Source organism: Loigolactobacillus binensis, assembly GCF_005405165.1.
Lineage (GTDB): Bacteria > Bacillota > Bacilli > Lactobacillales > Lactobacillaceae > Loigolactobacillus > Loigolactobacillus binensis.
Map to the genome: position 1 here is coordinate 1,234 of NZ_BJDN01000023.1, position 24,160 is coordinate 25,393.

General features: G+C 43.3%; 20 protein-coding genes, 12 tRNA genes, 1 riboswitch and 1 other annotated feature. Of the genes, 22 read left to right on the plus strand and 10 right to left on the minus strand.

Annotated elements, in window-relative coordinates:
- The first annotated feature begins 11 nt into the window (after nucleotides 1-11).
- From FFM78_RS10255 to FFM78_RS10310, 12 genes are all read left to right on the plus strand, one after another.
- A tRNA-Met gene (locus tag FFM78_RS10255) sits at nucleotides 12-85 on the plus strand.
- 3 nt (nucleotides 86-88) lie between these two features.
- A tRNA-Asp gene (locus tag FFM78_RS10260) sits at nucleotides 89-162 on the plus strand.
- 11 nt (nucleotides 163-173) lie between these two features.
- Nucleotides 174-246, plus strand: a tRNA-Phe gene (locus FFM78_RS10265).
- A gap of 24 nt (nucleotides 247-270) precedes the next feature.
- Nucleotides 271-341 (plus strand) — tRNA-Gly (locus tag FFM78_RS10270).
- Nucleotides 342-348: 7 nt separating this feature from the next.
- Nucleotides 349-422: transfer RNA gene (locus FFM78_RS10275), tRNA-Ile, on the plus strand.
- 4 nt (nucleotides 423-426) lie between these two features.
- Nucleotides 427-514: transfer RNA gene (locus FFM78_RS10280), tRNA-Ser, on the plus strand.
- A 24-nt stretch (nucleotides 515-538) separates the two neighbouring features.
- Nucleotides 539-610, plus strand: a tRNA-Glu gene (locus tag FFM78_RS10285).
- A 10-nt stretch (nucleotides 611-620) separates the two neighbouring features.
- A tRNA-Ser gene (locus FFM78_RS10290) sits at nucleotides 621-708 on the plus strand.
- A gap of 9 nt (nucleotides 709-717) precedes the next feature.
- Nucleotides 718-791: transfer RNA gene (locus tag FFM78_RS10295), tRNA-Met, on the plus strand.
- Nucleotides 792-794: 3 nt separating this feature from the next.
- Nucleotides 795-868, plus strand: a tRNA-Asp gene (locus tag FFM78_RS10300).
- Between the two features lie 108 nt (nucleotides 869-976).
- Nucleotides 977-1,069, plus strand: a riboswitch (SMK box riboswitch).
- Complete coding sequence (metK, locus tag FFM78_RS10305) at nucleotides 1,067-2,254, plus strand: methionine adenosyltransferase (protein ID WP_137638339.1); 1,188 nt, start codon at nucleotides 1,067-1,069, stop codon at nucleotides 2,252-2,254. (Overlaps the previous riboswitch by 3 nt.)
- 85 nt (nucleotides 2,255-2,339) lie before the next feature.
- Nucleotides 2,340-3,812 (plus strand): MDR family MFS transporter, encoded by a 1,473-nt coding sequence (locus FFM78_RS10310; RefSeq protein WP_137638340.1) that lies wholly within the window; start codon nucleotides 2,340-2,342, stop codon nucleotides 3,810-3,812.
- Here FFM78_RS10310 and FFM78_RS10315 read toward each other — a convergent pair.
- Nucleotides 3,809-4,468, minus strand: a complete 660-nt coding sequence (locus tag FFM78_RS10315) for a phosphatase PAP2 family protein (protein ID WP_137638341.1) — start codon at nucleotides 4,466-4,468, stop codon at nucleotides 3,809-3,811. The two genes, FFM78_RS10310 and FFM78_RS10315, sit on opposite strands and share 4 nt — an antisense overlap.
- A gap of 124 nt (nucleotides 4,469-4,592) precedes the next feature.
- Nucleotides 4,593-4,792 (plus strand) — a binding site (T-box leader).
- A 59-nt stretch (nucleotides 4,793-4,851) separates the two neighbouring features.
- On the opposite strand from FFM78_RS10315, the gene leuS reads away from it, so the two are divergent.
- A complete protein-coding gene (gene leuS, locus FFM78_RS10320) occupies nucleotides 4,852-7,272 on the plus strand; it encodes a leucine--tRNA ligase (protein WP_137638342.1) in 2,421 nt (806 codons plus the stop codon).
- A 106-nt stretch (nucleotides 7,273-7,378) separates the two neighbouring features.
- Here the strand turns inward: leuS and FFM78_RS10325 are convergent, their stop codons facing one another.
- Nucleotides 7,379-7,807 (minus strand): universal stress protein, encoded by a 429-nt coding sequence (locus FFM78_RS10325; RefSeq protein ID WP_137638343.1) that lies wholly within the window; start codon nucleotides 7,805-7,807, stop codon nucleotides 7,379-7,381.
- A 120-nt stretch (nucleotides 7,808-7,927) separates the two neighbouring features.
- Between FFM78_RS10325 and FFM78_RS10330 the strand changes: the two genes are divergently transcribed.
- Both FFM78_RS10330 and FFM78_RS10335 read left to right on the plus strand, forming a co-directional pair.
- Nucleotides 7,928-9,559, plus strand: a complete 1,632-nt coding sequence (locus FFM78_RS10330; protein WP_137638344.1) for a putative polysaccharide biosynthesis protein — start codon at nucleotides 7,928-7,930, stop codon at nucleotides 9,557-9,559.
- An 8-nt stretch (nucleotides 9,560-9,567) separates the two neighbouring features.
- Entirely contained in the window at nucleotides 9,568-10,293 is a 726-nt protein-coding gene (locus FFM78_RS10335; RefSeq protein WP_137638345.1) for a pseudouridine synthase, read from the plus strand.
- 281 nt (nucleotides 10,294-10,574) lie between these two features.
- Here the strand turns inward: FFM78_RS10335 and FFM78_RS10340 are convergent, their stop codons facing one another.
- A complete protein-coding gene (locus FFM78_RS10340) occupies nucleotides 10,575-11,351 on the minus strand; it encodes a PhzF family phenazine biosynthesis protein (protein WP_137638346.1) in 777 nt (258 codons plus the stop codon).
- 147 nt (nucleotides 11,352-11,498) lie between these two features.
- Between FFM78_RS10340 and FFM78_RS10345 the strand changes: the two genes are divergently transcribed.
- Nucleotides 11,499-12,968 (plus strand): MFS transporter, encoded by a 1,470-nt coding sequence (locus FFM78_RS10345; protein ID WP_137638347.1) that lies wholly within the window; start codon nucleotides 11,499-11,501, stop codon nucleotides 12,966-12,968.
- A gap of 54 nt (nucleotides 12,969-13,022) precedes the next feature.
- The gene (locus tag FFM78_RS10350) at nucleotides 13,023-13,787 is read left to right on the plus strand and encodes a sulfite exporter TauE/SafE family protein (protein WP_137638348.1); all 765 of its coding nucleotides are present in this window, start codon (nucleotides 13,023-13,025) and stop codon (nucleotides 13,785-13,787) included.
- Between the two features lie 2,008 nt (nucleotides 13,788-15,795).
- Here FFM78_RS10350 and FFM78_RS10355 read toward each other — a convergent pair.
- Together FFM78_RS10355 and FFM78_RS10360 are read right to left on the minus strand one after the other, a co-directional pair.
- Nucleotides 15,796-15,866 (minus strand) — tRNA-Gly (locus tag FFM78_RS10355).
- Nucleotides 15,867-15,925: 59 nt separating this feature from the next.
- Entirely contained in the window at nucleotides 15,926-16,483 is a 558-nt protein-coding gene (locus tag FFM78_RS10360; protein ID WP_137638349.1) for an Ntn hydrolase family protein, read from the minus strand.
- A gap of 96 nt (nucleotides 16,484-16,579) precedes the next feature.
- Between FFM78_RS10360 and FFM78_RS10365 the strand changes: the two genes are divergently transcribed.
- A complete protein-coding gene (locus tag FFM78_RS10365; RefSeq protein WP_137638350.1) occupies nucleotides 16,580-17,032 on the plus strand; it encodes a universal stress protein in 453 nt (150 codons plus the stop codon).
- A gap of 36 nt (nucleotides 17,033-17,068) precedes the next feature.
- Here the strand turns inward: FFM78_RS10365 and FFM78_RS10370 are convergent, their stop codons facing one another.
- Nucleotides 17,069-17,431 (minus strand): DUF1304 domain-containing protein, encoded by a 363-nt coding sequence (locus FFM78_RS10370; RefSeq protein ID WP_137638351.1) that lies wholly within the window; start codon nucleotides 17,429-17,431, stop codon nucleotides 17,069-17,071.
- Nucleotides 17,432-17,823: 392 nt separating this feature from the next.
- Nucleotides 17,824-17,907, minus strand: a tRNA-Leu gene (locus FFM78_RS10375).
- A gap of 106 nt (nucleotides 17,908-18,013) precedes the next feature.
- On the opposite strand from FFM78_RS10375, the gene FFM78_RS10380 reads away from it, so the two are divergent.
- Together FFM78_RS10380 and abc-f are read left to right on the plus strand one after the other, a co-directional pair.
- Complete coding sequence (locus tag FFM78_RS10380; RefSeq protein ID WP_137638352.1) at nucleotides 18,014-18,847, plus strand: NAD(P)H-hydrate dehydratase; 834 nt, start codon at nucleotides 18,014-18,016, stop codon at nucleotides 18,845-18,847.
- Between the two features lie 259 nt (nucleotides 18,848-19,106).
- Complete coding sequence (gene abc-f, locus FFM78_RS10385) at nucleotides 19,107-20,609, plus strand: ribosomal protection-like ABC-F family protein (protein ID WP_137638353.1); 1,503 nt, start codon at nucleotides 19,107-19,109, stop codon at nucleotides 20,607-20,609.
- A 55-nt stretch (nucleotides 20,610-20,664) separates the two neighbouring features.
- Here the strand turns inward: abc-f and FFM78_RS10390 are convergent, their stop codons facing one another.
- Complete coding sequence (locus FFM78_RS10390) at nucleotides 20,665-20,979, minus strand: nucleoside triphosphate pyrophosphohydrolase family protein (protein WP_137638354.1); 315 nt, start codon at nucleotides 20,977-20,979, stop codon at nucleotides 20,665-20,667.
- A 100-nt stretch (nucleotides 20,980-21,079) separates the two neighbouring features.
- Between FFM78_RS10390 and FFM78_RS10395 the strand changes: the two genes are divergently transcribed.
- A complete protein-coding gene (locus FFM78_RS10395; RefSeq protein WP_137638355.1) occupies nucleotides 21,080-21,508 on the plus strand; it encodes a hypothetical protein in 429 nt (142 codons plus the stop codon).
- Here FFM78_RS10395 and FFM78_RS13880 read toward each other — a convergent pair.
- On the minus strand, nucleotides 21,505-21,663 hold the full coding sequence (locus tag FFM78_RS13880) for a hypothetical protein (protein ID WP_171001877.1): 159 nt from the start codon (nucleotides 21,661-21,663) through the stop codon (nucleotides 21,505-21,507). The two genes, FFM78_RS10395 and FFM78_RS13880, sit on opposite strands and share 4 nt — an antisense overlap.
- Nucleotides 21,664-21,764: 101 nt before the next feature.
- On the opposite strand from FFM78_RS13880, the gene FFM78_RS10400 reads away from it, so the two are divergent.
- Nucleotides 21,765-22,925, plus strand: coding sequence for a pyridoxal phosphate-dependent aminotransferase (locus tag FFM78_RS10400; protein ID WP_137638356.1), 1,161 nt, complete (start codon nucleotides 21,765-21,767; stop codon nucleotides 22,923-22,925).
- Between the two features lie 43 nt (nucleotides 22,926-22,968).
- On the opposite strand, the gene FFM78_RS10405 is transcribed toward FFM78_RS10400, so the two are convergent.
- Nucleotides 22,969-23,562 (minus strand): TVP38/TMEM64 family protein, encoded by a 594-nt coding sequence (locus FFM78_RS10405; protein ID WP_137638357.1) that lies wholly within the window; start codon nucleotides 23,560-23,562, stop codon nucleotides 22,969-22,971.
- Nucleotides 23,563-24,160: the final 598 nt, after the last annotated feature.

The window sequence follows — 24,160 nt, forward strand, 5'->3', positions numbered from 1 at the left end:
TATTATATTATCGCGGGATGGAGCAGTCTGGTAGCTCGTCGGGCTCATAACCCGAAGGTCGCAGGTTCAAACCCTGCTCCCGCAATATGGTTCCATGGTCTAGTTGGTTAGGACGCCTGCCTGTCACGCAGGAGATCACGGGTTCGAGTCCCGTTGGGACCGTTTAAAAAAATGGCTCGGTAGCTCAGTCGGTAGAGCAATGGATTGAAGCTCCATGTGTCGGCAGTTCGATTCTGTCCCGCGCCATCATAGCCAGTTTTTCTATAGTATGCGGGTGTAGTTTAGTGGTAAAACCACAGCCTTCCAAGCTGTTGTCGCGAGTCCGATTCTCGTCACCCGCTTTACTATGGGCCTATAGCTCAGCTGGTTAGAGCGCACGCCTGATAAGCGTGAGGTCGATGGTTCAAGTCCATTTAGGCCCATTTTGGGGAAGTACTCAAGTGGCTGAAGAGGCGCCCCTGCTAAGGGTGTAGGCGGGTAATACCGCGCGAGAGTTCGAATCTCTCCTTCTCCGTTTTATATTTTTATGTTTTTGTATGGCCCGTTGGTCAAGTGGTTAAGACACCGCCCTTTCACGGCGGTAACATGGGTTCAAATCCCGTACGGGTCATTTTCAGCTTGGAGGATTACCCAAGTGGCTGAAGGGAACGGTCTTGAAAACCGTCAGATGTGTAAAAGCATGCGAGAGTTCGAATCTCTCATCCTCCTTTATATTATCGCGGGATGGAGCAGTCTGGTAGCTCGTCGGGCTCATAACCCGAAGGTCGCAGGTTCAAACCCTGCTCCCGCAATATGGTTCCATGGTCTAGTTGGTTAGGACGCCTGCCTGTCACGCAGGAGATCACGGGTTCGAGTCCCGTTGGGACCGTCGTACCGTGATCGGCGGTAAGACGGCAGTAAAAGCACAAAAGCTATTAGCTTTTGTGCTTTTTTTAATGAATCCTTTTAAAGCGTGGATCACTGTGCTAAACTAGTTGTTGGTTTATACTTAGGTTCCCGATAGGATTTGTAGCTAAACTACAAAGGTGCCTTGTAACCGATTATTTTAAGGGGGAATATTTTTCTTATGCGAGAAAGACATTTATTTACTTCGGAATCTGTTTCTGAAGGACATCCAGATAAGATTGCTGATCAAATTAGTGACGCAATCTTAGATGCTATGTTAGAACAAGATCCAAAAGCACGTGTGGCTGTTGAAACAACGGTTACAACTGGATTAGTATTAGTTGTTGGTGAAGTTTCGACTAGTGCGTATGTGGATATTCAAAAGACTGTCCGCGACACGATCAAAGGGATTGGCTATGATCATTCCAAATATGGTTTTGATGGCGATAACTGTGCGGTCATGGTTGCTTTAGACGAACAATCACCGGATATTGCTCAAGGGGTCGATGATTCACTTGAGGCACGTGAAGATGATCAAGATCCATTGGATAAAATTGGTGCCGGTGATCAAGGAATGATGTTTGGTTTTGCCATCGACGAAACACCAGAGCTGATGCCACTGCCAATTTCTTTAAGTCATCGTTTGATGCGTAAAGTAGCGGAATTACGTAAAAACGGCACAATCAAATACTTACGGCCTGATGCTAAGGCGCAGGTCACCGTGGAATATGATGATCAAGGTAAGCCAAGTCGTGTGGATACTGTAGTTATTAGTACGCAGCATGATCCTGACGCTACACTTGAACAGATTCGGAAAGATATGATTGAACAGGTCATTAAAGTGGTGGTACCTACTAACTTATTAGACGATCAAACTAAATACTTTATCAACCCCACTGGACGGTTTGTTTTAGGCGGACCACAAGGTGATGCCGGTTTGACTGGGCGTAAGATTATTGTTGATACCTACGGCGGCTATGCTAAGCATGGTGGTGGTGCATTCTCTGGTAAGGATGCAACTAAAGTTGATCGTTCCGCTAGTTATGCTGCTCGTTATATTGCCAAGAATATCGTTGCCGCTGGTTTTGCCACTCGGTGTGAAGTTCAGTTGGCCTACGCAATTGGGGTCGCTAAACCAGTTTCAATTTCAGTTGATACTCAGGGAACAAGCAAAGTTTCCGAAGCTGCTTTAGTAGCTGCAATCCGTAAGGTTTTTGATTTACGACCTGCTGGAATTATTAAAATGTTAGACTTACAACGGCCAATTTACAAACAAACGGCTGCTTATGGTCATTTTGGTCGTACAGATGTTGATTTGCCTTGGGAACACCTCGATAAAGTCGATGCGTTGCACCAAGAATTAGATTAGCGAGTACAAGAGGCGGCCCTTACCAATTTTATTTGGTGAGGGTCATTTTTTATGCCTTATGGGGAACAAACGAAGGGAAGAGATCATGCGTAAAAATAAAACAAATGTAACTGTGGTGACGATTGCGATTTTTATTGCGACTTTTATGTCAGCAATTGAAGGAACAATCGTGTCGACAGCGATGCCAACAATTGTTGGTGATTTACGAGGTTTGAACATGATGAATTGGATTTTTTCAATTTATTTATTGACTAATGCGATGTTGACACCGATTTATGGCAAGCTGGCCGATCGCGTTGGCCGCAAGCCGGTTTTTATGATCGGCTTAGCAATTTTTATTCTAGGGTCAGCCTTGTGTGGTCTGGCGCAGAATATGATGACGTTGATTATTTTTCGTGCACTACAGGGGATCGGTGCTGGTGCAATTATGCCAGTATCGTTTACGATCATCGCGGATATTTATCCGTTAAATAAACGTGCCAAAGTGTTAGGCTTCAATAGTTCGGCCTGGGGAATCGCCTCGGTGGTTGCGCCGTTACTGGGTGGTTTTATTGTAGAAAGATTAAGTTGGCACTGGATCTTCTTCTTGAATGTGCCTATCGGGATAATCACGATTTGGCTGATCTGGCGGTATTTAGATGAGGAACGCAAAGTGAATCATACGCCAATCGACTACTTAGGTAGCGTTTGGTTAATGCTGACTCTGTTGGCGGTAATGTACGCCTTTCAAGTGATGGAAAAGGGGTTCTCATTCTGGTTGATCCTTTTATTTGCTGGGGCGCTGTTAGGTTTTGGTTTGTTTATCCGTACGGAAAAACGGGTGGTCGATCCGATTATTTCGTTGGCATTGTTTAAGAACAGTACCTTCAATGTTCAAAATATTGTGGCGGCACTAGTTAGTGGTTTTTTGATGGGTTTTGAAGTTTATATGCCGATGTGGATGCAAGGTATCCTTGGTTTGCCGGCCTCTATGGGTGGTTTTGTGGTGACGCCAAGTTCGGTTATGTGGGTAGTGGCTTCCTTTGTTTCTGGTGGCCTGATTGCAAAGTACCGGCCACGATTGATTCTTTTTTGGAGTTTGCTATTGTTGACTTGTGGTAGCTTTGTACTGGCTTTAGTTCCCCAAACAACGCAATTTGCTACTTTTCTGTTTATTGCGGCCTTTCTCGGACTTGGTTTCGGGGTGACGATCACAACGACAACGGTAGTATCGCAAAATTCTGTGGCCAAGGATCAGATCGGTGTGGCGACGTCGTTTAACACATTGTGTCGCACTTTAGGCCAGACGCTGATGGTTTCAGTTTATGGCATTGTGATCAATGTTCATTTAGCTAGTGGGGTGCAACAAAATCGTGCTCATGGCGTCACCAGCGATATGATGAACCGCCTAGTTAATCCGCAAACTGCGGTTGATCTGCCCCGGCATTTGTTGCCAACGTTGCGGGGAATTTTGTACAGTGGCTTGCACGTGATTTTTTACGTATCAGCAGGTCTGATGGTGCTTGCTTTAGTGATCAATTTATTAACGGATCGACAAACAAAAAAGCAGTCCGTTTAAACGGACCGCCTTTCGGGCAACAAATGATTAAGCAAAAATAACCACCAGCAGAGGCTAAGGCCGGCTAAACTCCAGGTCCAGCCAGCAAGCACATCACTGGCATTATGTACGCCAACGTAGATTCGGCTTAAACCAATCAAAATAATCAGGCTGATCCAGAGGCTATAAAGGACGTACCGCTGTTTTGCTGCGGGAACTAAGTAATAGGTGATCACAATCAAGGTGCCAAAAAAGGCCATGCTGCCGGCACTGTGACCACTGGGAAAGCTAGTTCCCCCAGCGGCAACTAGGTGAGCTACAGCAGTCGGTCGGGGCCGCATAACTGCAAGTTTAAGCAAGTGATTGCCTAAGCCACCGATCAAAGCTACATTAAGTAGACTGAAAACGGCCAATTGGCGTTGCTGAAAACTGAGCAATACGACTAACAAAACTGCGTTCAGTAAAGTGCTGTTACCAGGGTTACCGAAATTAGTGATGGTGATCATAACTGAATTAAGACTAGGTGTACGCAGGCCGGTGAACCAGTGATTGACTTGTAGATCAATCTGTTGCAGCCAAGGGCCTTGTTGTAAGACTAAGTAAAGTAAAATGCCAAAAATAAAATAGGCAGCTAGACTTGTAAGCAATAGTTGTTGGTGTAAACGCTTTGCGGGCATGAATAAACTCCTTTAGCAGATTCGCAGTTAAGGCAATAAACTGCAGTAAATAAAGTTAGTGTACCATGTTCAGACAAAACAATCTTGAATTAAAAAATTCTTTTTGGTATGATTTGAGTATTAATAAGAAATGTTGATGAGGAGTAGTAGCTTTTTTGTGACTAGCCAGCAAGCGATTGGGCAATGGAAAATCGTAGCGCAAATAAGCGAACTCACCTTGGAATAATTGACTGAATGTAGTAGGTCGATTCGCGTGCTGCGTTATAGCAAAGAGTTGCGTTTTGCGCAAAATGTAGGTGGCACCGCGGTCCATTCGCCCTACAGGAATATTTCCTGTGGGGCTTTTTTCTTATAGTGAGTTAGTGGAGAAAGGGAGTTAATGCATGAGTTACAATCACAAAGTCGTTGAACGTAAATGGAATCAGTATTGGATGCAACACAATACATTCAAAACAACCGAAGACCCAAATAAAAAGAATTTTTATGCGCTGGATATGTTTCCTTATCCATCAGGGAAAGGACTCCATGTAGGCCATCCTGAAGGTTACACCGCTACGGATATTATTGCTCGGTTGAAGCGGATGCAAGGTTACAATGTTTTACATCCAATGGGTTGGGATGCATTTGGGCTACCAGCTGAACAATACGCGATCAATACTGGCCATTCACCGGCTAGCTTTACCCGTAAAAATATTGAAACTTTCCGTAAACAGATCAATTCGCTAGGTTTTTCTTATGATTGGGGCCGCGAAGTCAATACCACTGATCCTAATTTTTACAAATGGACGCAATGGATCTTCGAACAAATGTATAAAAAAGGGCTAGCCTATGAATCTAAAGTGTTAGTTAACTGGGCACCTGATCTATTGGGAGGAACCGTCGTTGCCAACGAAGAAGTAATTGATGGTAAAACCGAACGTGGTGGCTTTCCAGTTTATCGGGTACCTATGCGGCAGTGGATGCTGAAGATCACCGCCTATGCGGAGCGCTTATTGAAGGATCTGGATCTAGTTGATTGGCCGGAAAGCATTAAAGAAATGCAGCGTAACTGGATTGGTCGCTCTGAAGGCGCTAGTGTAACATTCAGTGTTGCCGGGCATAAGGATGCTAAAATCGAAGTCTTCACGACCCGGCCTGATACCTTGTTTGGTGCTTCCTATATGGTATTGGCACCCGAACATGAATTGGTCAAGCAATTAACGACGGCTGATCAAAAAGCGGCTATTGACGCTTATCAAGAAGAGATCTCACACAAAAGTGATTTGGAACGAACAGATCTAGCTAAAGAGAAAACCGGCGCCTTTACAGGTAGCTATGCCATTAACCCGGTTAATGGTGAGCAAATTCCGATCTGGATCGGCGATTACGTTTTGGCTTCGTACGGTACTGGTGCGATCATGGCGGTTCCTGCACATGATGATCGTGATTATGAGTTTGCGAAAACTTTTGATTTACCGATCAAACCAGTGATCGAAGGTGGCAATGTTGCTACGGCTGCCTTTACCGAAGACGGTCCCCACATCAATTCCGACTTTTTAAATGGTTTAAATAAAAAAGATGCCATTGCTAAAATGCTGGATTGGATCGAAGAAAAGGGGATCGGTAAGCGTAAAGTTAACTATCGGTTACGTGATTGGATCTTTTCTCGGCAACGTTATTGGGGTGAACCGATTCCGGTAATTCACTGGGAAGACGGTGAAACTACATTAGTACCAGAAGACCAATTACCACTGATCTTGCCCAAGACCGCTGACGTTAAGCCTTCTGGGAGTACTGAAAGTCCGCTGGCCAATGTGGAAGATTGGGTCAATGTTGTCGATGAAAATGGCCGTAAAGGTAAACGGGAAACTAACACCATGCCGCAATGGGCAGGTAGTTCATGGTACTTCCTACGGTTCGTCGATCCGCACAACAAGGAAAAATTAGCCGATTTTGATAAGTTAAAACAGTGGTTGCCCGTCGATCTTTATATTGGTGGTGCGGAACACGCAGTGCTGCATTTATTGTACGCTCGCTTCTGGCACAAGTTCTTATATGATATCGGTGTGGTACCGACGCCGGAACCATTCCAAAAATTATTTAATCAAGGGATGATTTTAGGTAATAATCATGAAAAGATGTCTAAATCTAAAGGCAATGTGATCAATCCAGATGATATTGTTGTTGAGTATGGTGCTGATACGCTTCGTTTGTACGAAATGTTTATGGGGCCATTGGATGCTTCGATCGCTTGGAGTGATGAAGGCTTAAATGGTAGCCGCAAATTCTTGGATCGGGTATGGCGTTTATTTATTGATGATGAAGACGAATTGCGCGACCGCGTGACCACCATCAGTGACGATACCTTAACTAAAATTTATAACCAAACCGTTAAAAAAGTTACCGAAGATTTTGAGCATTTACATTTTAATACCGCAATTTCACAATTAATGGTCTTCATCAATGAGGCCTATAAAGCGGAAATCCTGCCAGTGGCTTACGTGGAAGGGTTCATTAAAATGTTGAATCCGATCGCGCCACACATTACTGAAGAATTATGGCAGAAGTTAGGTCATGATGGCAGTATTACCTACGAACCATGGCCAACTTATGACGCTAGTCAATTGGTCGAGGATACAGTGGAAGTTGTTCTGCAGGTCAACGGTAAACTACGCTCAAAAATCCAGATCAGTAAGGATACTGCCAAGGATGAAATGGGAAAATTGGCATTAGCTGATGCTAAAGTTCAAGAATTTATTGCCGGTAAAACAGTGCGTAAAGTAATTGCGGTACCGCAAAAGTTAGTCAATATTGTTGCTAATTAAAGTGAATAAATTAAAAACAGGCTCTGAAATAAAACTCAGAACCTGTTTTTGTTGTTTCCTGGTATCTAATACGCGTTGAAAATGCTAAAATTAAATCTAGTCGAGTTTATTTAACAACGAAAACGTTGGCGGGGGCGTGCCGGATAATATAGCCGGCGGTCGCGCCAAGTTCGCCATCTTCAAACGCGTTATTGCCAGTGGCGCCAATAAAAATCAAGTCAGTAGGTTGATCATGACTGCAGGCGATAATTTGTTCCTTCGGGTAACCATATTGGATGACTTTTTTGGCAGCAACTTGCTGGTCTTGCGCTGTTTTGAGATAGGTATGAATCAATTCTTCAGCTAGTTGATGTTCGGCATCGATCAAGCGTAAATATTCGGCTTCAAAGCGTTGGCGGTCGTAGCCACGATCATTGATCACGTAGAGTATATTGATTTGAGCACCAGTAACTGTCGCCAGATCAATTGCGGCCTGAAATGCGCGTTCCGCATTTTTTGAGCCATCGACTGCGACTAAATATGTTGTTTGCTGCATAAGATCGCCACCTTTACTTATTTAACTCCATTTTCATTATAGAAGCTTCGGGCTTCAGGCGTCAAAGAAAAGGCGCGTAACAACAGTAAATTTGAGCTTTAGTTTGCGAGGGATATGAATATGGCGAAGCAGCCAGAAGAAAAAACAGCAACATCAAAAGAGAAAATGTTACGCGGTTCAGCCTGGATGACGGCTGGCAGCATGTTCTCACGTATTTTAGGTGCCTTGTACGTCATTCCGTGGATGATGTGGTTTGGTCATGAGCGTGGTCAAGCTAACGCATTGTTTGCGATTGGTTATAATATTTACAGTATTTTTCTAATTATTTCTACGGCCGGTATTCCAGGGGCAGTAGCCAAACAGGTATCGCATTATAATGCCATGAATGAATATAAAACGGGTCGTAAACTTTTCCGCAGTGGCTTGTATTTAATGGCGATCATGGGGGTCGTTTCGGCGGTGGCCTTGTACATATTGGCACCCTGGATCTCCACCGGTGATAAAGATGCGGTTCCAGTTATTCGTTCGTTAGCGTGGCCGTTGCTGGTGATCCCAGTAATGAGCCTATTTCGTGGCTTTTTTCAAGGTTATCAGGATATGGCGCCGTCTGCAGTGTCGCAATTTATTGAACAAGTGGCGCGAGTTGTTTATATGTTGGCGGCGACGTACTGGATCATGCAAGTGATCCACGGTAATTACGTGACCGCCGTTGCGCATTCAACGTTTGCGGCTTTCGTCGGTGCGGTGGCTAGCCTATTGGTTTTGGCGTGGTATTATTTACGCAAACGTAAGCAATGGGATGTTTTAGCCGAAAATAGTGCTACTGAGTTGGATATTTCAACGCGGGATATGCTCATGGAAATGGTTCGGCAGGCGATTCCATTTATTATTCTAGACGCTGGGATCACGATTTTTCAGTTAGTCGATCAATATACCTTCTTCAACATGATCGATGATTTTGTGGTTGGTACGCGGGCTACCTTCAACGGTTTGTACGCTTTGTTTGCTTTTAATGCCAACAAGTTGATCATGATCATCGTTTCCTTGGCTGCTTCGATGGCGATCACTTCGATTCCCTTGTTATCAGAGGCTTATACCAAACGTGATTTTCACGACGTTCGCGATCAAGTGGATAATACCATTGAACTTTTCTTTTTCATCATGATCCCGTCTGCGATTGGGATGGCAGCCGTTGCCAAGCCGTTGTACACCATTTTCTACGGGTACGATTTTACTGGCACCATGGTGTTAGAGTTCTCGTCTTATACGTCGATCGTGCTAGGGCTTTTTACAGTTTTAGCGGCTATGCTGCAAGGGTTGTATCAAAATCGTTTGGCCATTGCTTATTTCGTGGTTGGCTTAGTGGTCAAGGTTGCGATTCAGTACCCAATGATTTATTTATTTAAAGTTTTTGGGCCGCTGATGGCGACGGCAATCGGCTTTATGGTAGCTAGTTATTTAATGATGAACACGATGAATAATATGTTCCATTTGAAAGTAGCCGAGATCGTTAAATTTTTCTCGGAGACCCTGTTATTTGCATTGGTGATGTATGCGGTTTGTATCGGTTTGCAGCAGGGGCTGTATTTATTCTTGAATCCTGCTAGCCGCGTTCAAAGCATGTTGGTGATCGTAGTGGTTGCTGTGATCGGTGCAGCGTTATATGGTTATTTAGTTTTAAAGAGTCGGCTCGGTGATCAATTATTAGGTAGTCGGATCGCCGGATTACGGCGGCGTCTACGAATCAAGTGAGGTTAAGAATGCGTTTAGATAAATTTTTAGTGCACGCTGGTATTGGCAGTCGCAAAGAAGTCCAACAGTTGATTCGCAGTAAGCAGGTTCAGGTCAATACGGTGGTGGTTAGCAGCAATCGGACGGACATAACCCCGCTGACTGATCAAGTGCGTGTTGCTGGTGAGTTGGTTCATTATCAGCAATTCTATTATTATATGCTAAACAAGCCGGTTAATGTGCTATCTGCCACCACTGATGCACAGCAACGGACAGTACTTGATTTATTGGCAACTGGGGATGCGCGAACGGATCTATTTCCAGTAGGCCGTTTGGATAAAGATACTACTGGTTTATTACTTTTAACCAATGACGGCCAGTTGGCGCATCAATTATTGAGCCCCCGCCGGCAGGTTGCTAAAGTTTATCGCGCATTGATCGCTGGCGTGGTGACAGCTGCTGATCAGCGGCGCTTTGCGGCGGGGATCACGACCAAGGCCGGTAACACTTTTGCCCCCGCTGCGCTGCGGATCCTCGCAACGGATACAGCCCAGCAACAAAGTGATATTGAGGTCACTGTTTATGAAGGTAAATTTCATGAGGTTAAACGCTTATTCCAAGCCGTCGGTAAAGAAGTGCTGACCTTGCAACGAATTCAAATGGGCGGGCTACAACTGGACGCTACTTTAGCGGCAGGAGCATACCGGCCGTTAACGATGGCCGAAATCGCATTGTTGCGCAAAACAGTTTCTTAAAAGAAGTTGGTTTTATAATTCAATTTTAAGTGATCAATTGAGCAGTATTTTAGATACAAGCTAACCAGTAAGACTAACGGAAAACATAAAATGGTCATTGCTGCTCGAATTGAGTAGCAACGACCATTTTATGTTTTGAATAGCTTGACTGTGCTGCTAAACCGGCGCTGCGGACGTGGTTGGCAGTTTGCCGCTGAATTTAGGCCGAAGTATCGGCAAAATTGTCCTGAGTCTGCTTGCTATGCGCTCAGAAAATACAGGTTTAGGCCGCCATAATTAGGTTAAAGCTGAAGTTCGCTTAACGCATATAAGACAGCGTAACCGCTGAGTTTTACGCGTGACCCCTGATTTTCACAATAAAGGATACCGGTGCGCGGCGATGCTTGAAGCGCCGTTAATTTAGTTTTGTGCAATTTCTGTGCCCATAACGGGACAATATGGCAGTGGCCGCTACCGCAAACCGGATCTTCAGGTACGGCTAGTTTTGGGCCAAAGGAGCGTGAAACGCAATCAAACTCGCCGTTACCTACAGCGGTCACGTGTTGCAACAGCCCAGGTAGTTGTTCTAATTGTGCGAAATCGGGTGTTAACTGCTTGACTTGCTGCTCATTAGCTAGAACGCAAACTAAATCGCGGCCGTAATAAGCAGCCTGGGGCGTAACGCCTAAGGCCTGAGTCATTGCAGCGGTCACCGCTACCTTTTTTAAGGAGTAGGCAGGAAAATCCATTGTCAGCAAACCGCCAGCCTTACTGACAGTTAGCTGCCCACTTTTAGTGTTAAATTCAATTTTTTGTGCGGTTGGTACGTAAAAATGAAGTAAAACATAAGCCGCAGCCAAAGTGGCGTGGCCGCAAAGATCAATCTCGCCACCAGGGGTGAACCAGCGTAATTCATATTGAGCATTATTTTTAACGACGAAGGCGGTTTCCGATAACCTGTTTTCTTGTGCAATATTTTGCATTAGCTGCTCAGTGGGAAAGGCATTAACAATACACACAGCTGCTGGGTTACCTTTAAAAATTTCCTTAGTGAAGGCATCAACGAGATAATTTTTCATGGTGTCATTTCCTTTTTGATAGTTACTAATTAAATTATAGATGAAGGCCAGTAGGATGCAAACGTTTATTTAATAATTTTGTTTTCAAAATTATTTTATAAAGTGTAACATGAAGAGTAGAAAACCTTGGAGGAAGAAGCGAAACTTTTGTCAAAACGGAATATCTTTATTGTCACTTGTGCGTTATTATTGTCCAACGCTATGAGTGGTTTGGACAGCACAATTATTAACACAGCACTCCCGGCGATTATTTCTGATCTCCATGGGATCGAAATGATGGGGTGGATCGTAGCTGTGTTCTTACTGGGAACCGCAGTGAGTACGCCGTTATGGAGTAAATTAGGCGAGCATATCGGTAATAAACGTAGTTATCAGTTGGCCGCGCTGTTTTTTATTATTGGTTCATTGTTGCAAGGCTTAGCGCCAAACATTGTTTTTCTGATCATTGCGCGGACAATCGCCGGTATCGGCAACGGTGGTGTGGTGTCATTGCCATACATTATCTATGCGCAGATGTATGCCAATCCGCGTAAACGGATGCAAGTACTAGGTTTCGTGTCGGCTAGTTACAGTACCGCCACGATCATTGGCCCACTGGTCGGCGGTTTCATCGTCGACGCCTTTACTTGGCACTGGGTATTTTATTTAAATGTTCCGATCGGTTTGTTGTCCGCATTGCTAGTGCAAATTTACTATAAAACGGACCAAACAACGACCCAAACCAAGCCTGTAGATTATCTTGGATCTATTTTAATGACGATCGGCCTCACTAGTTTGTTAGCAGGAATTGAAATGATCGGCAGCGCTAATGCTGTTTTAGTTGCAGGGGCGCTGATCGTTGCTGTGATTTGCCTTGGGAGCATGATCCACTTTGAAAAAGGAGTAGCGGATCCAATCATTCCTAGCCGTTTATTTAAAAATCGTGCGTTGGTGATCGATTTTACGCTATTTACAATTATCTGGGGTGCTTTTGTCGGCTTTTTGATCTATAGTCCAATGTGGGCACAGGGCCTGCTGGGAACCACCGCACTGATCGGGGGTGCAACACAGATTCCTAGCTCGTTTACTAATTTTATCGGGTCAGGGTCAGTGGCGTCGTTACGCAAATACTTTACCCCGCAAAAAGTGTTGGCCCTAGGGATCGTGACCTTGACGATTTCATTTGTATTACTGCTAGGCGGCGTTAAAACACCTTATTGGCTGTTATTAATTGCTGGTGCTTTTGAAGGTCTTGGAAATGGGGCTTGTTTTAACGAGCTGCAAGTTAAAGTACAGCAAGACGCTGAACAACAGGACGTTCCGGTGGCAACATCATTTAGCTTTTTGATTCGGATGCTTAGTCAGACATTTACGGCCGCAATTTTTGGCTTGGTCATGAACCACGCTTTAAGTCGGGGGATTGCTAACTCTGGTGGAACAATCACGATGAAGATGATGAATAAATTAAGTGATGCGACTAATATTAATAGTTTGCCGGCACATTTAATTCCGCAGATGCGGTTGATTTTACATAATGGCTTACACAATATTATGTCATTGGCCTTGATTTTGATGTTGATCGCGTTGGCCATTAATATTTGGGCACAGCGTTTGGAAAAACAGGCCGTTAAAAACTAACAGAAACGTACGTACTTGGGAATAGAAAGTCATCAGGAAAGGAGGGAGTTGCCTTTGTCATTATGGTTAATGTCAATTATTCTTTTGGTTACCGGTGTATCTGCTGGTCTGATCTCGTCGATTGCTGGCTTAGCATCGTTGATCTCATACCCAGTTTTATTGCTACTAGGTTTGCCCCCAGTCAGCGCTAATACCACCAATACGGCGGCGTTAATCTTTACAGGTGCAGGTGCCAGTATTTCCTCATTAAAAGAATTACGGCATAATCGCCATACAATGTGGCAAGTCACGTTGTATGCGCTAGCCGGTGGAATCGTCGGTAGTATTTTGCTGGTGGTAGCGCCGGAAAAAACGTTTGAACGCATCGTTCCTTTTTTAGTTTTTGGTGCTGGTGTTTTAATGCTTTGGGATCAATTACGGCATAAGATTCCTCGGCCGGTTCAGGTGCAGCATTTAGGCGTGACCATTTTGAAAAATATTGCCATTTTTTTAGTTGGTATGTACATTGGTTATTTTGGTGCTTCTGCGGGGATGATTTTGTTGGCTATTTTAAGTGTGACCTTGAATAAATCATTTCCTGTGACCAATGCCATCAAAAATTTTGCTTCTTTTTTAACCAACATGCTTTCCTTGGTTATTTATGCTTTCACTACTAAAGTTTACTGGTGGATGGTGCTACCTTTGGGATTAGGTATGTTTGTGGGTGGCTTTTTAGGGCCGATCGTTGTCCGGCACGTGCCAGTGCGGCCACTGCGGATCCTGATTTGTTTTGCGGCGTTTGGCCTGGCCGGGTATTTGTTTTATACGGCATATTATTAACCTAATGCGATTTGTTGTACTAAGTTAGTCGCTTATTAACGTAGTAACCTTGCCAATTTTAAAAGTCAGTGGTTTATTTCAGACTATTGGCTTTTTTATTTTGGCCAATAAAAAGCCGCTATTACCTACGGCAATAGCGGGGTGTTGAGTGGATTAGAGGCTACCTTTAATTATTGTGACTCAAAAGACAACTCTAATTGAAGACAAAAAAATCAATAATATGCTTTAATCAAAAAGACCAACGTCCGCTAAACGTTGTTAGATCAGTGCTTCACGTGATTCAAACTAAAAAGTTGCATGTTTTAATAAAATAACGAGTTGTCGGGGGCGTGAAGCACACTTGCAAAGGTGTGCTATTTTTTTGCTTATAACCGGTTGTGATTAGGGATGCTATATCAATTTTTGTTGGTTCTTGATAGAATTAATAGCGGTAGCAGTTTAAAACTCAACTGGAGTCTGTTGCCGGTGAGAAACTATTTACTTTTCTTTCGGAACGGTTACGGTGGATATTATTGAAGCCGTGATCGTGAGTGTTGTTAGTACCACAGTGTTAGCCTTTGGCCGTTATTGCTTCGTGCGTTATGTACTTAGCCCGCTGGTTGGGAGACACTCAAAGTGTAAAGGTGGCAAGCATCAACGCCACTAGTCCTACTTGAAGCTTATCAGGCTTAGACCACCTGTTAAGCTTCTTTTAGTGCATAAAAAAACCGCTATCGTTGAGGATAGCGGCACCGGCTTTACTTGTTTGAGAGACCACTCAAACGGTGAAAACCATTTACTTTCTTTCGGTAGACTTAGTATAACATAATTTTAAATAAAGATAAACAAAGACCGCCATCAATAAAGATAGCGGCAGCGCCATGTTTACTGGCTGATAAGGCCAGTAGGGATAGCATCCCCAAGTATTACCTGATACAAAAGTATCTCATGATTTCAATTAATTACAAATAAAAACAGGATAGCGGCGCCGGCTCGCTTGAGAGGCCACTCAAGCAGTGATAATTATCTTTACTGTTTTCTACAATCACATTATAACATGTTCAAAAAATAATGCTAAGCAGTGGCAAGCAAAGCGGATAACGAGTAGATGAGATGCTGGGATAACGGCGTTTGATGCCGTTGCGTGCAGATAAGTGTGCAGATACTCAAACGATATTGCCATTAGCGGCAACGCCCTATATACTTAGTTCATGGTCAATTTAGGGAGTAGCTACTCTATTGCGGTTTAGTGAGCAGCACGTAAACGCCACACTATCCCACCAATTCTATACAAAAACGGTGGTGATGGCTGTATGTGCAATTTAGCTATTGTGTTAGGAGTTCAAGACGGTTTACGCCGTAGCGATTTTTATTATTTCTAAAGCCGCAATTAATTTTGCTAAGGCCTACGAGATAATAAAAAAAGCTAATCCCACTAAAAAGGATTAGCCAACTCTAAGCACGTGCTATACTCACGCTTAAGCGAACATCCTGCAACGGTGTTCGCTTTTTATATACCCATAATAGCAAAACTGCAGGAAAATGCAAGTAAGTGTGTTTTAACGCTAACTTGGGGCGTTGTATGGGACGACCTTTGTTCTTTTTCAGGTTTAAAGGCGTGATAAATCAGTATAGCGTGGCGCTTTGATTGTTGTTCTAGTTCGTTGTCCCAATCATTCAGATAAGAACTTTTGACCTGAGGTACCGTTTAAGTAGTTGAGAGTAAGAAACGTTCTAAAATAGGCGCAATCGTATCTTGTGGTGTAGTGGGTGATTCATATACTGGTTCATTTTCAAGGTACAAAAATACCACTATCGTTAAGGATAGTGGCACTGTTATCCTATTAAATTCGTGGTTCAGGAGGTGACCTCATGACTTCAATTTAAGACTAAGCCACTAATGTGATCTAGTCCCGTACATGTGATTGCTTTTACATTAAAATTCAATACAACTTTAGTCCTTTTCCAAATCAGCGCACAAAAAGACCAACGCCTTATAAACGTTGGTCTAACAAGCTTTATTCACTTAAGCGGGTGACGAGAATCGGACTCGCGACTTCAGCTTGGGAAGCTGATATTTTACCACTAAACTACACCCGCAATTTCAACTATTATAGTATAGCATATCTAGTTTAGTGTCGCCAGTCCTATTTGAATTTTCATGCATTTTTGTATTGAATGTACGCGACTTGCACCGGACCGCCGATTTTACCAATTTGAGGATTCTTTGCAATAAACTCGGTTAATTTGGTTTCCAGCATTTGGGCAAGTAACGGCAAAGGAAGATTATCGTTAAGTGTGAAAAAAACGGGATAAAATTTTTCAGCGGCATTTTTAGTGCCAATGGCGGTGTAGCTGAGGGAACTGACTTCATTGCGATTGATCAACCAGGTTTCACGTCCCACCGCCATGATAAAGTCATTATCATCTAAATTAGTGGTGATCATTTCTGCTTGTAGGGCCGTGGCCAAGGCTTGGTGTTGCCAAGCCGGGTGGCGTGCCACAAAATTGATTAAAAATTCTTTAACCGACAGCCATTGATTGTTCCATTTTAAATTATATTGGCCCGCTGTGGTGAATAAATAGTCGTTGATCCGAAAAATTTTCTGGGTCTGATCACTTTTGACGAATAGGCGGCGATTTAATTGCATGGTCAAACGTGAATCGGTGGCAATAATGCTGCCCTCACCGGTATTAAAGCCGATTGCAATAGTCATAGTTTACTCCTTATCTAAATGCTTATGCATATTTCTGTTGTTGGTTCGTTAAGATAACGTATACTAATATTATCAAAAGCGAAAGAGGTGCCTTATATGTATGAACGTATTTTAGTGCCGCTGGATGGTAGTCAAAATGCTGAACAAGCCTTAAAAGAAGCCATTGAACTCAGTAAAAAATTTGCTGCTAAGCTGTTTATTGCCTGTATTGTTGATGAACAACATTACATGGCCTACGGTTACGGCATGGCAGCACCGATTGATTTTTATGATGATCTCAAGCAACGCTCCCAACGAATCCTGAAAGATGCTGAAACAGTCGCTAAAGAAGCCGGCGTTCAGACAACCACAATTTTAGCTGATGGTATTCCGAAAAAAGCTATCGCCTTGGAATTACCGAAAAAGTATGCCATCGATTTGATCGTTATGGGTAAAAGTGGGGTCGACGCCTTATCTCGGATCATGTTAGGCTCGACAACTAGCTATGTGGTACGGCACAGTACGACTAAAGTATTGGTTGTTAACGATGCGGACGACGATCAAGAATAATTAACCTGCGCTTAGGTCGATGGACTTAGGCGTTTTTTAAAGCCATAAAAAAATAAAAACTAGCGTTGCGGGCAATAATTGTAGACCAAAGATTTTTTTAGTTGCCGTGAAACCGCCATAGGTGGCAACGATCATTACAAACAGCATTAATAATTTCAATAATGTCAGCAAAGTTGAACCGGAAAATAGCATTAAACTACTGAGGATCAGCAAGCCCAGTGCACCATTGTAAATTCCCTGGTTACCTAGGGCAATCTGGGCATTAGGTAACTTAACAAAATTAAGGGGCATTGCAAAAGCCTTGGCTTGAGTTTTAGGGTCAGCAAATATTTCTAGCAGCATAATACCTAAGTGTTCAAGACCAACTAATGCGGTTAAAATTAAGGTGAAACGTAGCATAATTTTACCTCCAAAAATGAACTGATAAGATAAGCATACTGCATTCTTTCAGTCGGTGCAATTAAGCGGTTTAAAGCCTGTTTTATGGCTAAGTTAGCTATCCAAAATGTGTGACAAAATGATATTAATTTTGTATTTAGGCTAATCAAAACAGCACTGTTGTACTAGGGTTTGCAGTGTTTATGTCCGATATAGTGGCAGTTTTCTAATAATCTGCATAATAAATCGTCTTTTTCCTACTTAACATTCGTGGGTTAGGGACGATTTATTTTTGTGTGCAGACTTTTAAAAAACTAGTCCTCTTTAATACAAAATAAAAATGCCACAATAACGTCAAAAGCCGTTATTATAGCATTCTTAAAAAGAAAATAGTGAACTAGTATGATTTTATATGCCGCTGGCAGGGGTCGAACCTGTACTTCCCGAAGGAAACAGCACCCTGAATGCTGCGCGTCTGCCAATTCCGCCACAGCGGCAATTATTGAGCACTTAAACAGTTTAGCATTTTCACCGGCAGTTGGTCAAGATGAAAATGCTATAATATGAGTAGTTATACAAATATTCGTAAAGGGAGTGCCGAGTATGCAACAGATTACGGAGACGCTGGTGCGGCAGGTTATTCAGCCACGGACGCAAGAAAGTCATAAGGGGAGTTTTGGGCGTGTATTGACGATTGGTGGTAACCGTAATTTTGGTGGTGCGATCATTATGAGTGCCAGCGCGGCAGTTTATAGTGGTGCGGGTTTAGTCACTTGTGCAACGGACCCACAGAATTTTGTAAGTTTACATGCGCGGTTGCCAGAGGCAATGGTAGTGGATTATCAGGATCAAGACTTACTGAGTACGCTGATTGCGCAAATGGATACCGTGGTCATCGGTCCAGGTCTAGGGACAGATGCTACTGCTTTAGAAATTCTCAAGTTTGTTTTTACGCAGGTTCGGCCGCAACAAGACTTGATCGTTGATGGTTCAGCAATCACGCTAATTGCGCAATATCATTTACCGTTACCGGTTGCGCAAATTGTTTTTACACCGCACCAAATGGAGTGGCAACGATTATCAGGTTTAAAAATTGCTGCACAAACTCCTGCTAATAACCAAGCTGTGCAACAAAAGTTAGGGGCTACGGTAATTGTTAAATCTCACCGAACCGAAGTTTACCTGGCGGCCCAATCAACCATTTGGCAAAATACGGTTGGCTCGGCGGCAATGGCCACTGGTGGAATGGGTGATTGTTTGACCGGTATTTTAGCTGGTTTTTTAGCTCAGTTTAGTGCCGATCGTGGTCGGACGATTTTGGCGGCGGTTTATACCCACAGTGCCATCAGCGATCAACTGGCGCGGACGCAATACGTCACGTTGCCGACCCAAATCATTGCGGCGTTACCAACTTTTATGGCACAGTTGGCTAGTTAACTTGCGGCTGATCAGGCTGGCGTGGTATACTACATGTAATTTATAAAACGAAATGAGGGATCCGTGCGTTGAGAAACTAAGTTATCTGATTAAACTGTTATGTTCTAGCTGTTTTTACAGGTGGAGTCTGCAGATTTTCAGGATTAGCTTAGTTACTCAAGGCGTGGGTCCTTTTTGTGTGCTCACTTTTTCAGCTAATTCTGAAAGCAAGTTGTGTTACTGGTGACGTTAGGTCACTAGCTTAATATGAGGTGAGTTTATGTCAAAAATTGAAATTAAAAACTTGACGTTCGGCTATGATGGTCAGGCGCGACCTTTATTTGAACAGGCTAATTTTTTACTGGATAGCCAGTGGAAATTAGGTTTAGTTGGGCGTAATGGTCGCGGTAAAACGACATTACTGCGTTTATTACAAGGTGAGTTACCTTATCAAGGCACCATTCAGCAGCATCAGCGTTTGTCTTATTTTCCGCAGCCGCTGAAGGATAAAAGTCAACTGACCTATTATGTGTTGGCAGAAATTAGTACAGCGGAACAGTGGCAAATTGAGCGGGAAATGAACCAACTCGGGCTGAGCACTGATTTATTGTGGCGTCCCTTTGCGACCTTATCTGGTGGTGAACAAACAAAAGTGTTGCTGGCAGTGTTATTTATTGAAGCAGGTGCATTTCCGTTGATTGACGAGCCAACCAATCATTTGGATCTGCAAGGTCGGCAGCAAGTGGCCGCTTATTTACAACGTAAGCGGCAAGGCTTTATTGTGGTCAGCCATGATCGTCATTTTCTCAATCAGGTTACCGATCATACTTTGGCCATCGAAAAAAATCAGATCAGTAGCTACCAAGGTAATTTTGCCACCTACGAGGCGCAGAAACAATTAAGCGATAATTTTGAGCAGGCGCAAAATAGTAAGTTAAAAAAAGATATTGGGCGGTTGAAACAAACTGCGGCAGAAAAGGCAAAGTGGTCGCAATCCCGTGAAGGCGATAAATATGGCGATCCGCGTAAAAAAGGTAGCGGTGCGGTTTACGATACTGGCTTTATTGGTGCGCGGGCAGCACGAACCATGAAACGGTCAAAACACTTGGCCAAGCGCATGGCGAATGAAATCGGTGAAAAGGAACAATTACTGAAAAATATTGAGCAGGTCGAGCCGTTGACCATGGCGTTTGAACCTAGCCACCATCAGCGGTTACTCACCGTGGAACAGCTGCAATTAGGCTACGAGCAACCGTTATTTCAACCATTGTCATTTGAATTGCAACAAGGGCAACGGTTAGCCTTAGTTGGGCCAAATGGTGCGGGTAAATCGACGATCGTTCGGCAATTATTAGGTCAATTCACCGGGACAGCCACTGGACATGTCCAGCGGCCCGCCCAGTTACGAATTAGTTATGTACGCCAGGATTACGAGGATAATCAGGGGTCATTAACTGATTTTGCCGAGGCGCAAGGGCTAGATTACACTGCTTTTTTAAACAATTTACACAAATTAGGGATGCCGCGACCTGTTTTTGATACGCGGATCGAGCTGATGAGTATGGGGCAGCGTAAGAAAGTGGAACTGGCCAAGTCATTATCATTACCAGCAGAATTGTATATTTGGGATGAACCGTTGAATTATTTAGATGTTTTCAATCAAGAACAGCTAGAGCAACTAATTTTAGCAGTGCAACCAACCATGCTGTTGATCGAACATGATCAGACCTTTATTGAACAAGTTGCGACGCAAGTAGTGACCTTAAAAAAGGCACGCAAATAATTTTGCGTGCCTTTTCTGTCGGCAAAAATGATATTGGCTAAATCTGCAGGCCTGTTTAGTTGGTCAGATGTTGTTCTCGGGACTGTAAAAAATTTTCAAGCGCGGTGTCTAGATCAATATGACTAGCATCAGCGATGGTACTGAGCCACCACATGCATTCGGCAATTTTATAGTCTAAAGTAGGTTCCGTTTGGTCCGTCGGCCAACTACCTTGATGGGCCATAACCAAACGACCGACCAAACCTGCATCAGTCAAAAAGGCCAAAGCGTCTTGTTCACTGGACCAAGGCTGGCCATTTTGTTTGCTTTCTAATTTGTGATAAGCAGTACGAATTTTTTTGGTACGTGCTACGAGTTCATTGATTTCCATAAATTTGACCTCACTTTAATTTGGTTGATTAAAAATAATGGTAACGCATCTGCGGATATTAATGATATAGTACACCAAATAAATTTTAATGAGGGATAGGATGAAACTTTGTACAGTGCAACGGCGTCTCGGTTTCCAAAAGAATACGTTTTACGCCTGGTTACAAGAACAGCAAATTATACAGCAAACAAGCATGGGGGAAGCGCTTGGTGTTAAGGCTTTACCGGGTATGAAAACCGAAATTCGCGAGTACGTTAAAGAAAATGATGAAATCGGCTTTAAAACTTGGGTTGATCTGGATGAGCAGGCGCAGGCTGAGATGACTCAACGCTGTGATTGTTTAATCTTGCCCAAGCGTCATACTAGTCGTAGACGTGTAAAAAAATATCAATGTGCAAGCCCTAATTCGCGAACAACTGATAGCAAACAGCTTAAACAATATATTAAAGTTTTAGAAAATCAAATTTTAAAGCTAAATGCGCAATTGGCGTGTTATAAGGAGCGCGATGCACGACGTAATGATACTTAACGGTCGGCCAGTGTATGTGCATGGCCGGTTGCTTCACCATGGTAAACAGCGGCAAATTGTTGAGCAAAATCCGTGAGTTTAACTTGACCAGTTTGTGGAAAATGAGTTAGCAGATCCGCATATGCTTTGCCAGGTTGGCGTTGTCCACGGCTCATGATCATCATTCCTTTTTTGTATGATTATGAATTTTCCCGCCACAGATCACTTAAAGCGAGTATAATAGAGATTAAAATAAATTAAGAAAGTAGGGAGTATTTTGCGGGAAGATTTTAATCAGGTTGTTAAAAAAATTGCGGTCTCAGATATTCGCCAGTTCGACAATGAAGTGAGTCAAGTGCCAGGAATGGTCAAATTAACGTTAGGGGAACCTGACTTTAATACGCCTGAGCATGTTAAACAGGCGGCCATCAAAGCAATCGAAGACAACCAATCACACTATACGCCAAATCCAGGGATTCCGGCTTTGCGGGAAGCCGCCGCCGCTTACTACAATGAAAAATTTAACTGGCACTACCAAGCTGAAAATGTGATCACCACTGTTGGTGCTACTGAAGGGATTGCCACGGCAATTCAAACGATCGTTAATCCTGACGACGTGGTCATTATTCCGACGCCGATTTTTCCAATTTATATTCCTGATACCTTATTAAATCATGGTCAAGTTGTTTTCATTGATACTAGTGCTGATGGATTTGTGCTTACTCCAGAGCGACTAGAGGCAACAATCAAGGCGCAAGGTGATAAAACGGTTAAGGCAATCGTTTTGAACTACCCGAATAATCCAACTGGGGTAACGTATAATCATACTGAATTAGCAGGACTAGCTCAGGTGATTAAGAAGTACCAATTGTGGGTGGTCAGTGATGAAGTCTATGCCGAATTGTCATATAGCGAACCCCATGAATCGTTGGCCAACTTCATTCCTGATCAAGTGATCGTTGTTAACGGATTGTCTAAATCGCACGCGATGACTGGCTGGCGGGTCGGCTTTTTGCTCGCACCTAAACAGGTTACTGATGAAATGACTAAGGCACATCAATACATGGTTACAGCGCCAACTACGATCGTGCAGTACGCGGCTTTGGAGGCAATGACTAACGGCAAGGCTGATAGCCAAGTTATGGCTAAAGAATATATTGCGCGACGCGATTACTTGATTAAGGAATTGCAGCCTTTAGGTTTTGAAATGGCTCGACCTGATGGGGCCTTCTATTTATTCGCTAAAATTCCCGCTAATTGTCCGCAAGATTCATGGACCTTTGTTCGTGAATTAGCGCAAACACAAAAGTTAGCATTGATTCCTGGTATTTCCTTTGGTGCCGGTGGGGAAGGCTATGTACGGATCAGTTATGCGGCCAGCATGGAAAATCTGCACAAAGCTGTTGAACGTTTAACCGCTTTTGTACAAGCGCATTAAAATCTAAAAAAGACGTTGTCCCAATTTTGGGGCAACGTCTTTTTTAGATGATGTGACTGAGAAACATACCGCCGTAAACTAAAGCGTAGCTATAAGCCAAAATGGTGGCCGGCTTACCGAGTAGAATAATTATTGTAAAGGTTTTAAGTGACATTTTAGTTAAACCGGCTAATAGACAGAGAACGTCATCTGGCGCAACCGGTAAGAAAATCGCAAGCGCAAATAGTTTGGTGAAACGATTTTGATTGTCTAGCCAGCCAATATAACGGTCATAAGTTTTTTGGCTGACCAAATGGTGAATCAGCGGTTTACCGAAGCGCCGGCCAAGGGAAAAGGCGATCACTGAACCAATGACGATCCCGATGTAATTATAGATGAAGCCCTCAATTGGGCCAAAAATCAGGACACCTGCTGCTAAACTGATACCACCAGGGATGATCGGAATAACAACTTGTATGATTTGTAAGCCAATAAATAGTAATGGGCCAAATATTGCCGCACGGCTAACTAAGGCTTGTAACGCTGTAGTATTTCTAAATACACCTAGATGGAAGCAATAAATCGTGAACCAGACTGAAATGATCAAGCCGGCTAAGGAAATCAAATTGAGCAGTCGACGCGAAGTTACAGTGCTCATACACAGGTCCTCCATTCACTAAATTACTAAAGGTTATACCATATTTTAACGAATTTGACGATTTAAACGCTTCGGCCAAAAGTCGGAAATTTGAATTGGCTTTGGACGGAGGTAGGCACGGTTAATGTATTGGCACGACTTAGTTCAGGTATAGTTTAAGAAAAATTAATAAATAGGGTTGACAGTTACCTAAAATAGATCAATAATTAATGTTAATTTAATAAGTGGTGTTGAAGAGAAGAGTAAGTTAAGCGGTTTTTTCCAGCAAGTGCGATTGATGGGAGCGCATAAAAACCCAATAACTGAAGATGAGCTCTGAGCTAAATAGTGGTTGACGCCACTATTTCGAGTCGCAAGCGATAATTTGCCCAGTATAATCACTGATCGTTTATGCTCAGTGCCGTACTGTTTGAGGTGGCTATTGTGAAATAGTGACAAATAAGGGTGGTAACACGAACGCGTTCGTCCCTGGATTTTCTGATCCAGGGGCGAGCGCGTTTTTTTGTTGGCTAAATAATAAGGAGGTGGTGCGCAATGGCCGGTGTGATGTGGCCGCAAGTAAATCATTTGATCTGTAAACGCACCATTAAGGGGTGTG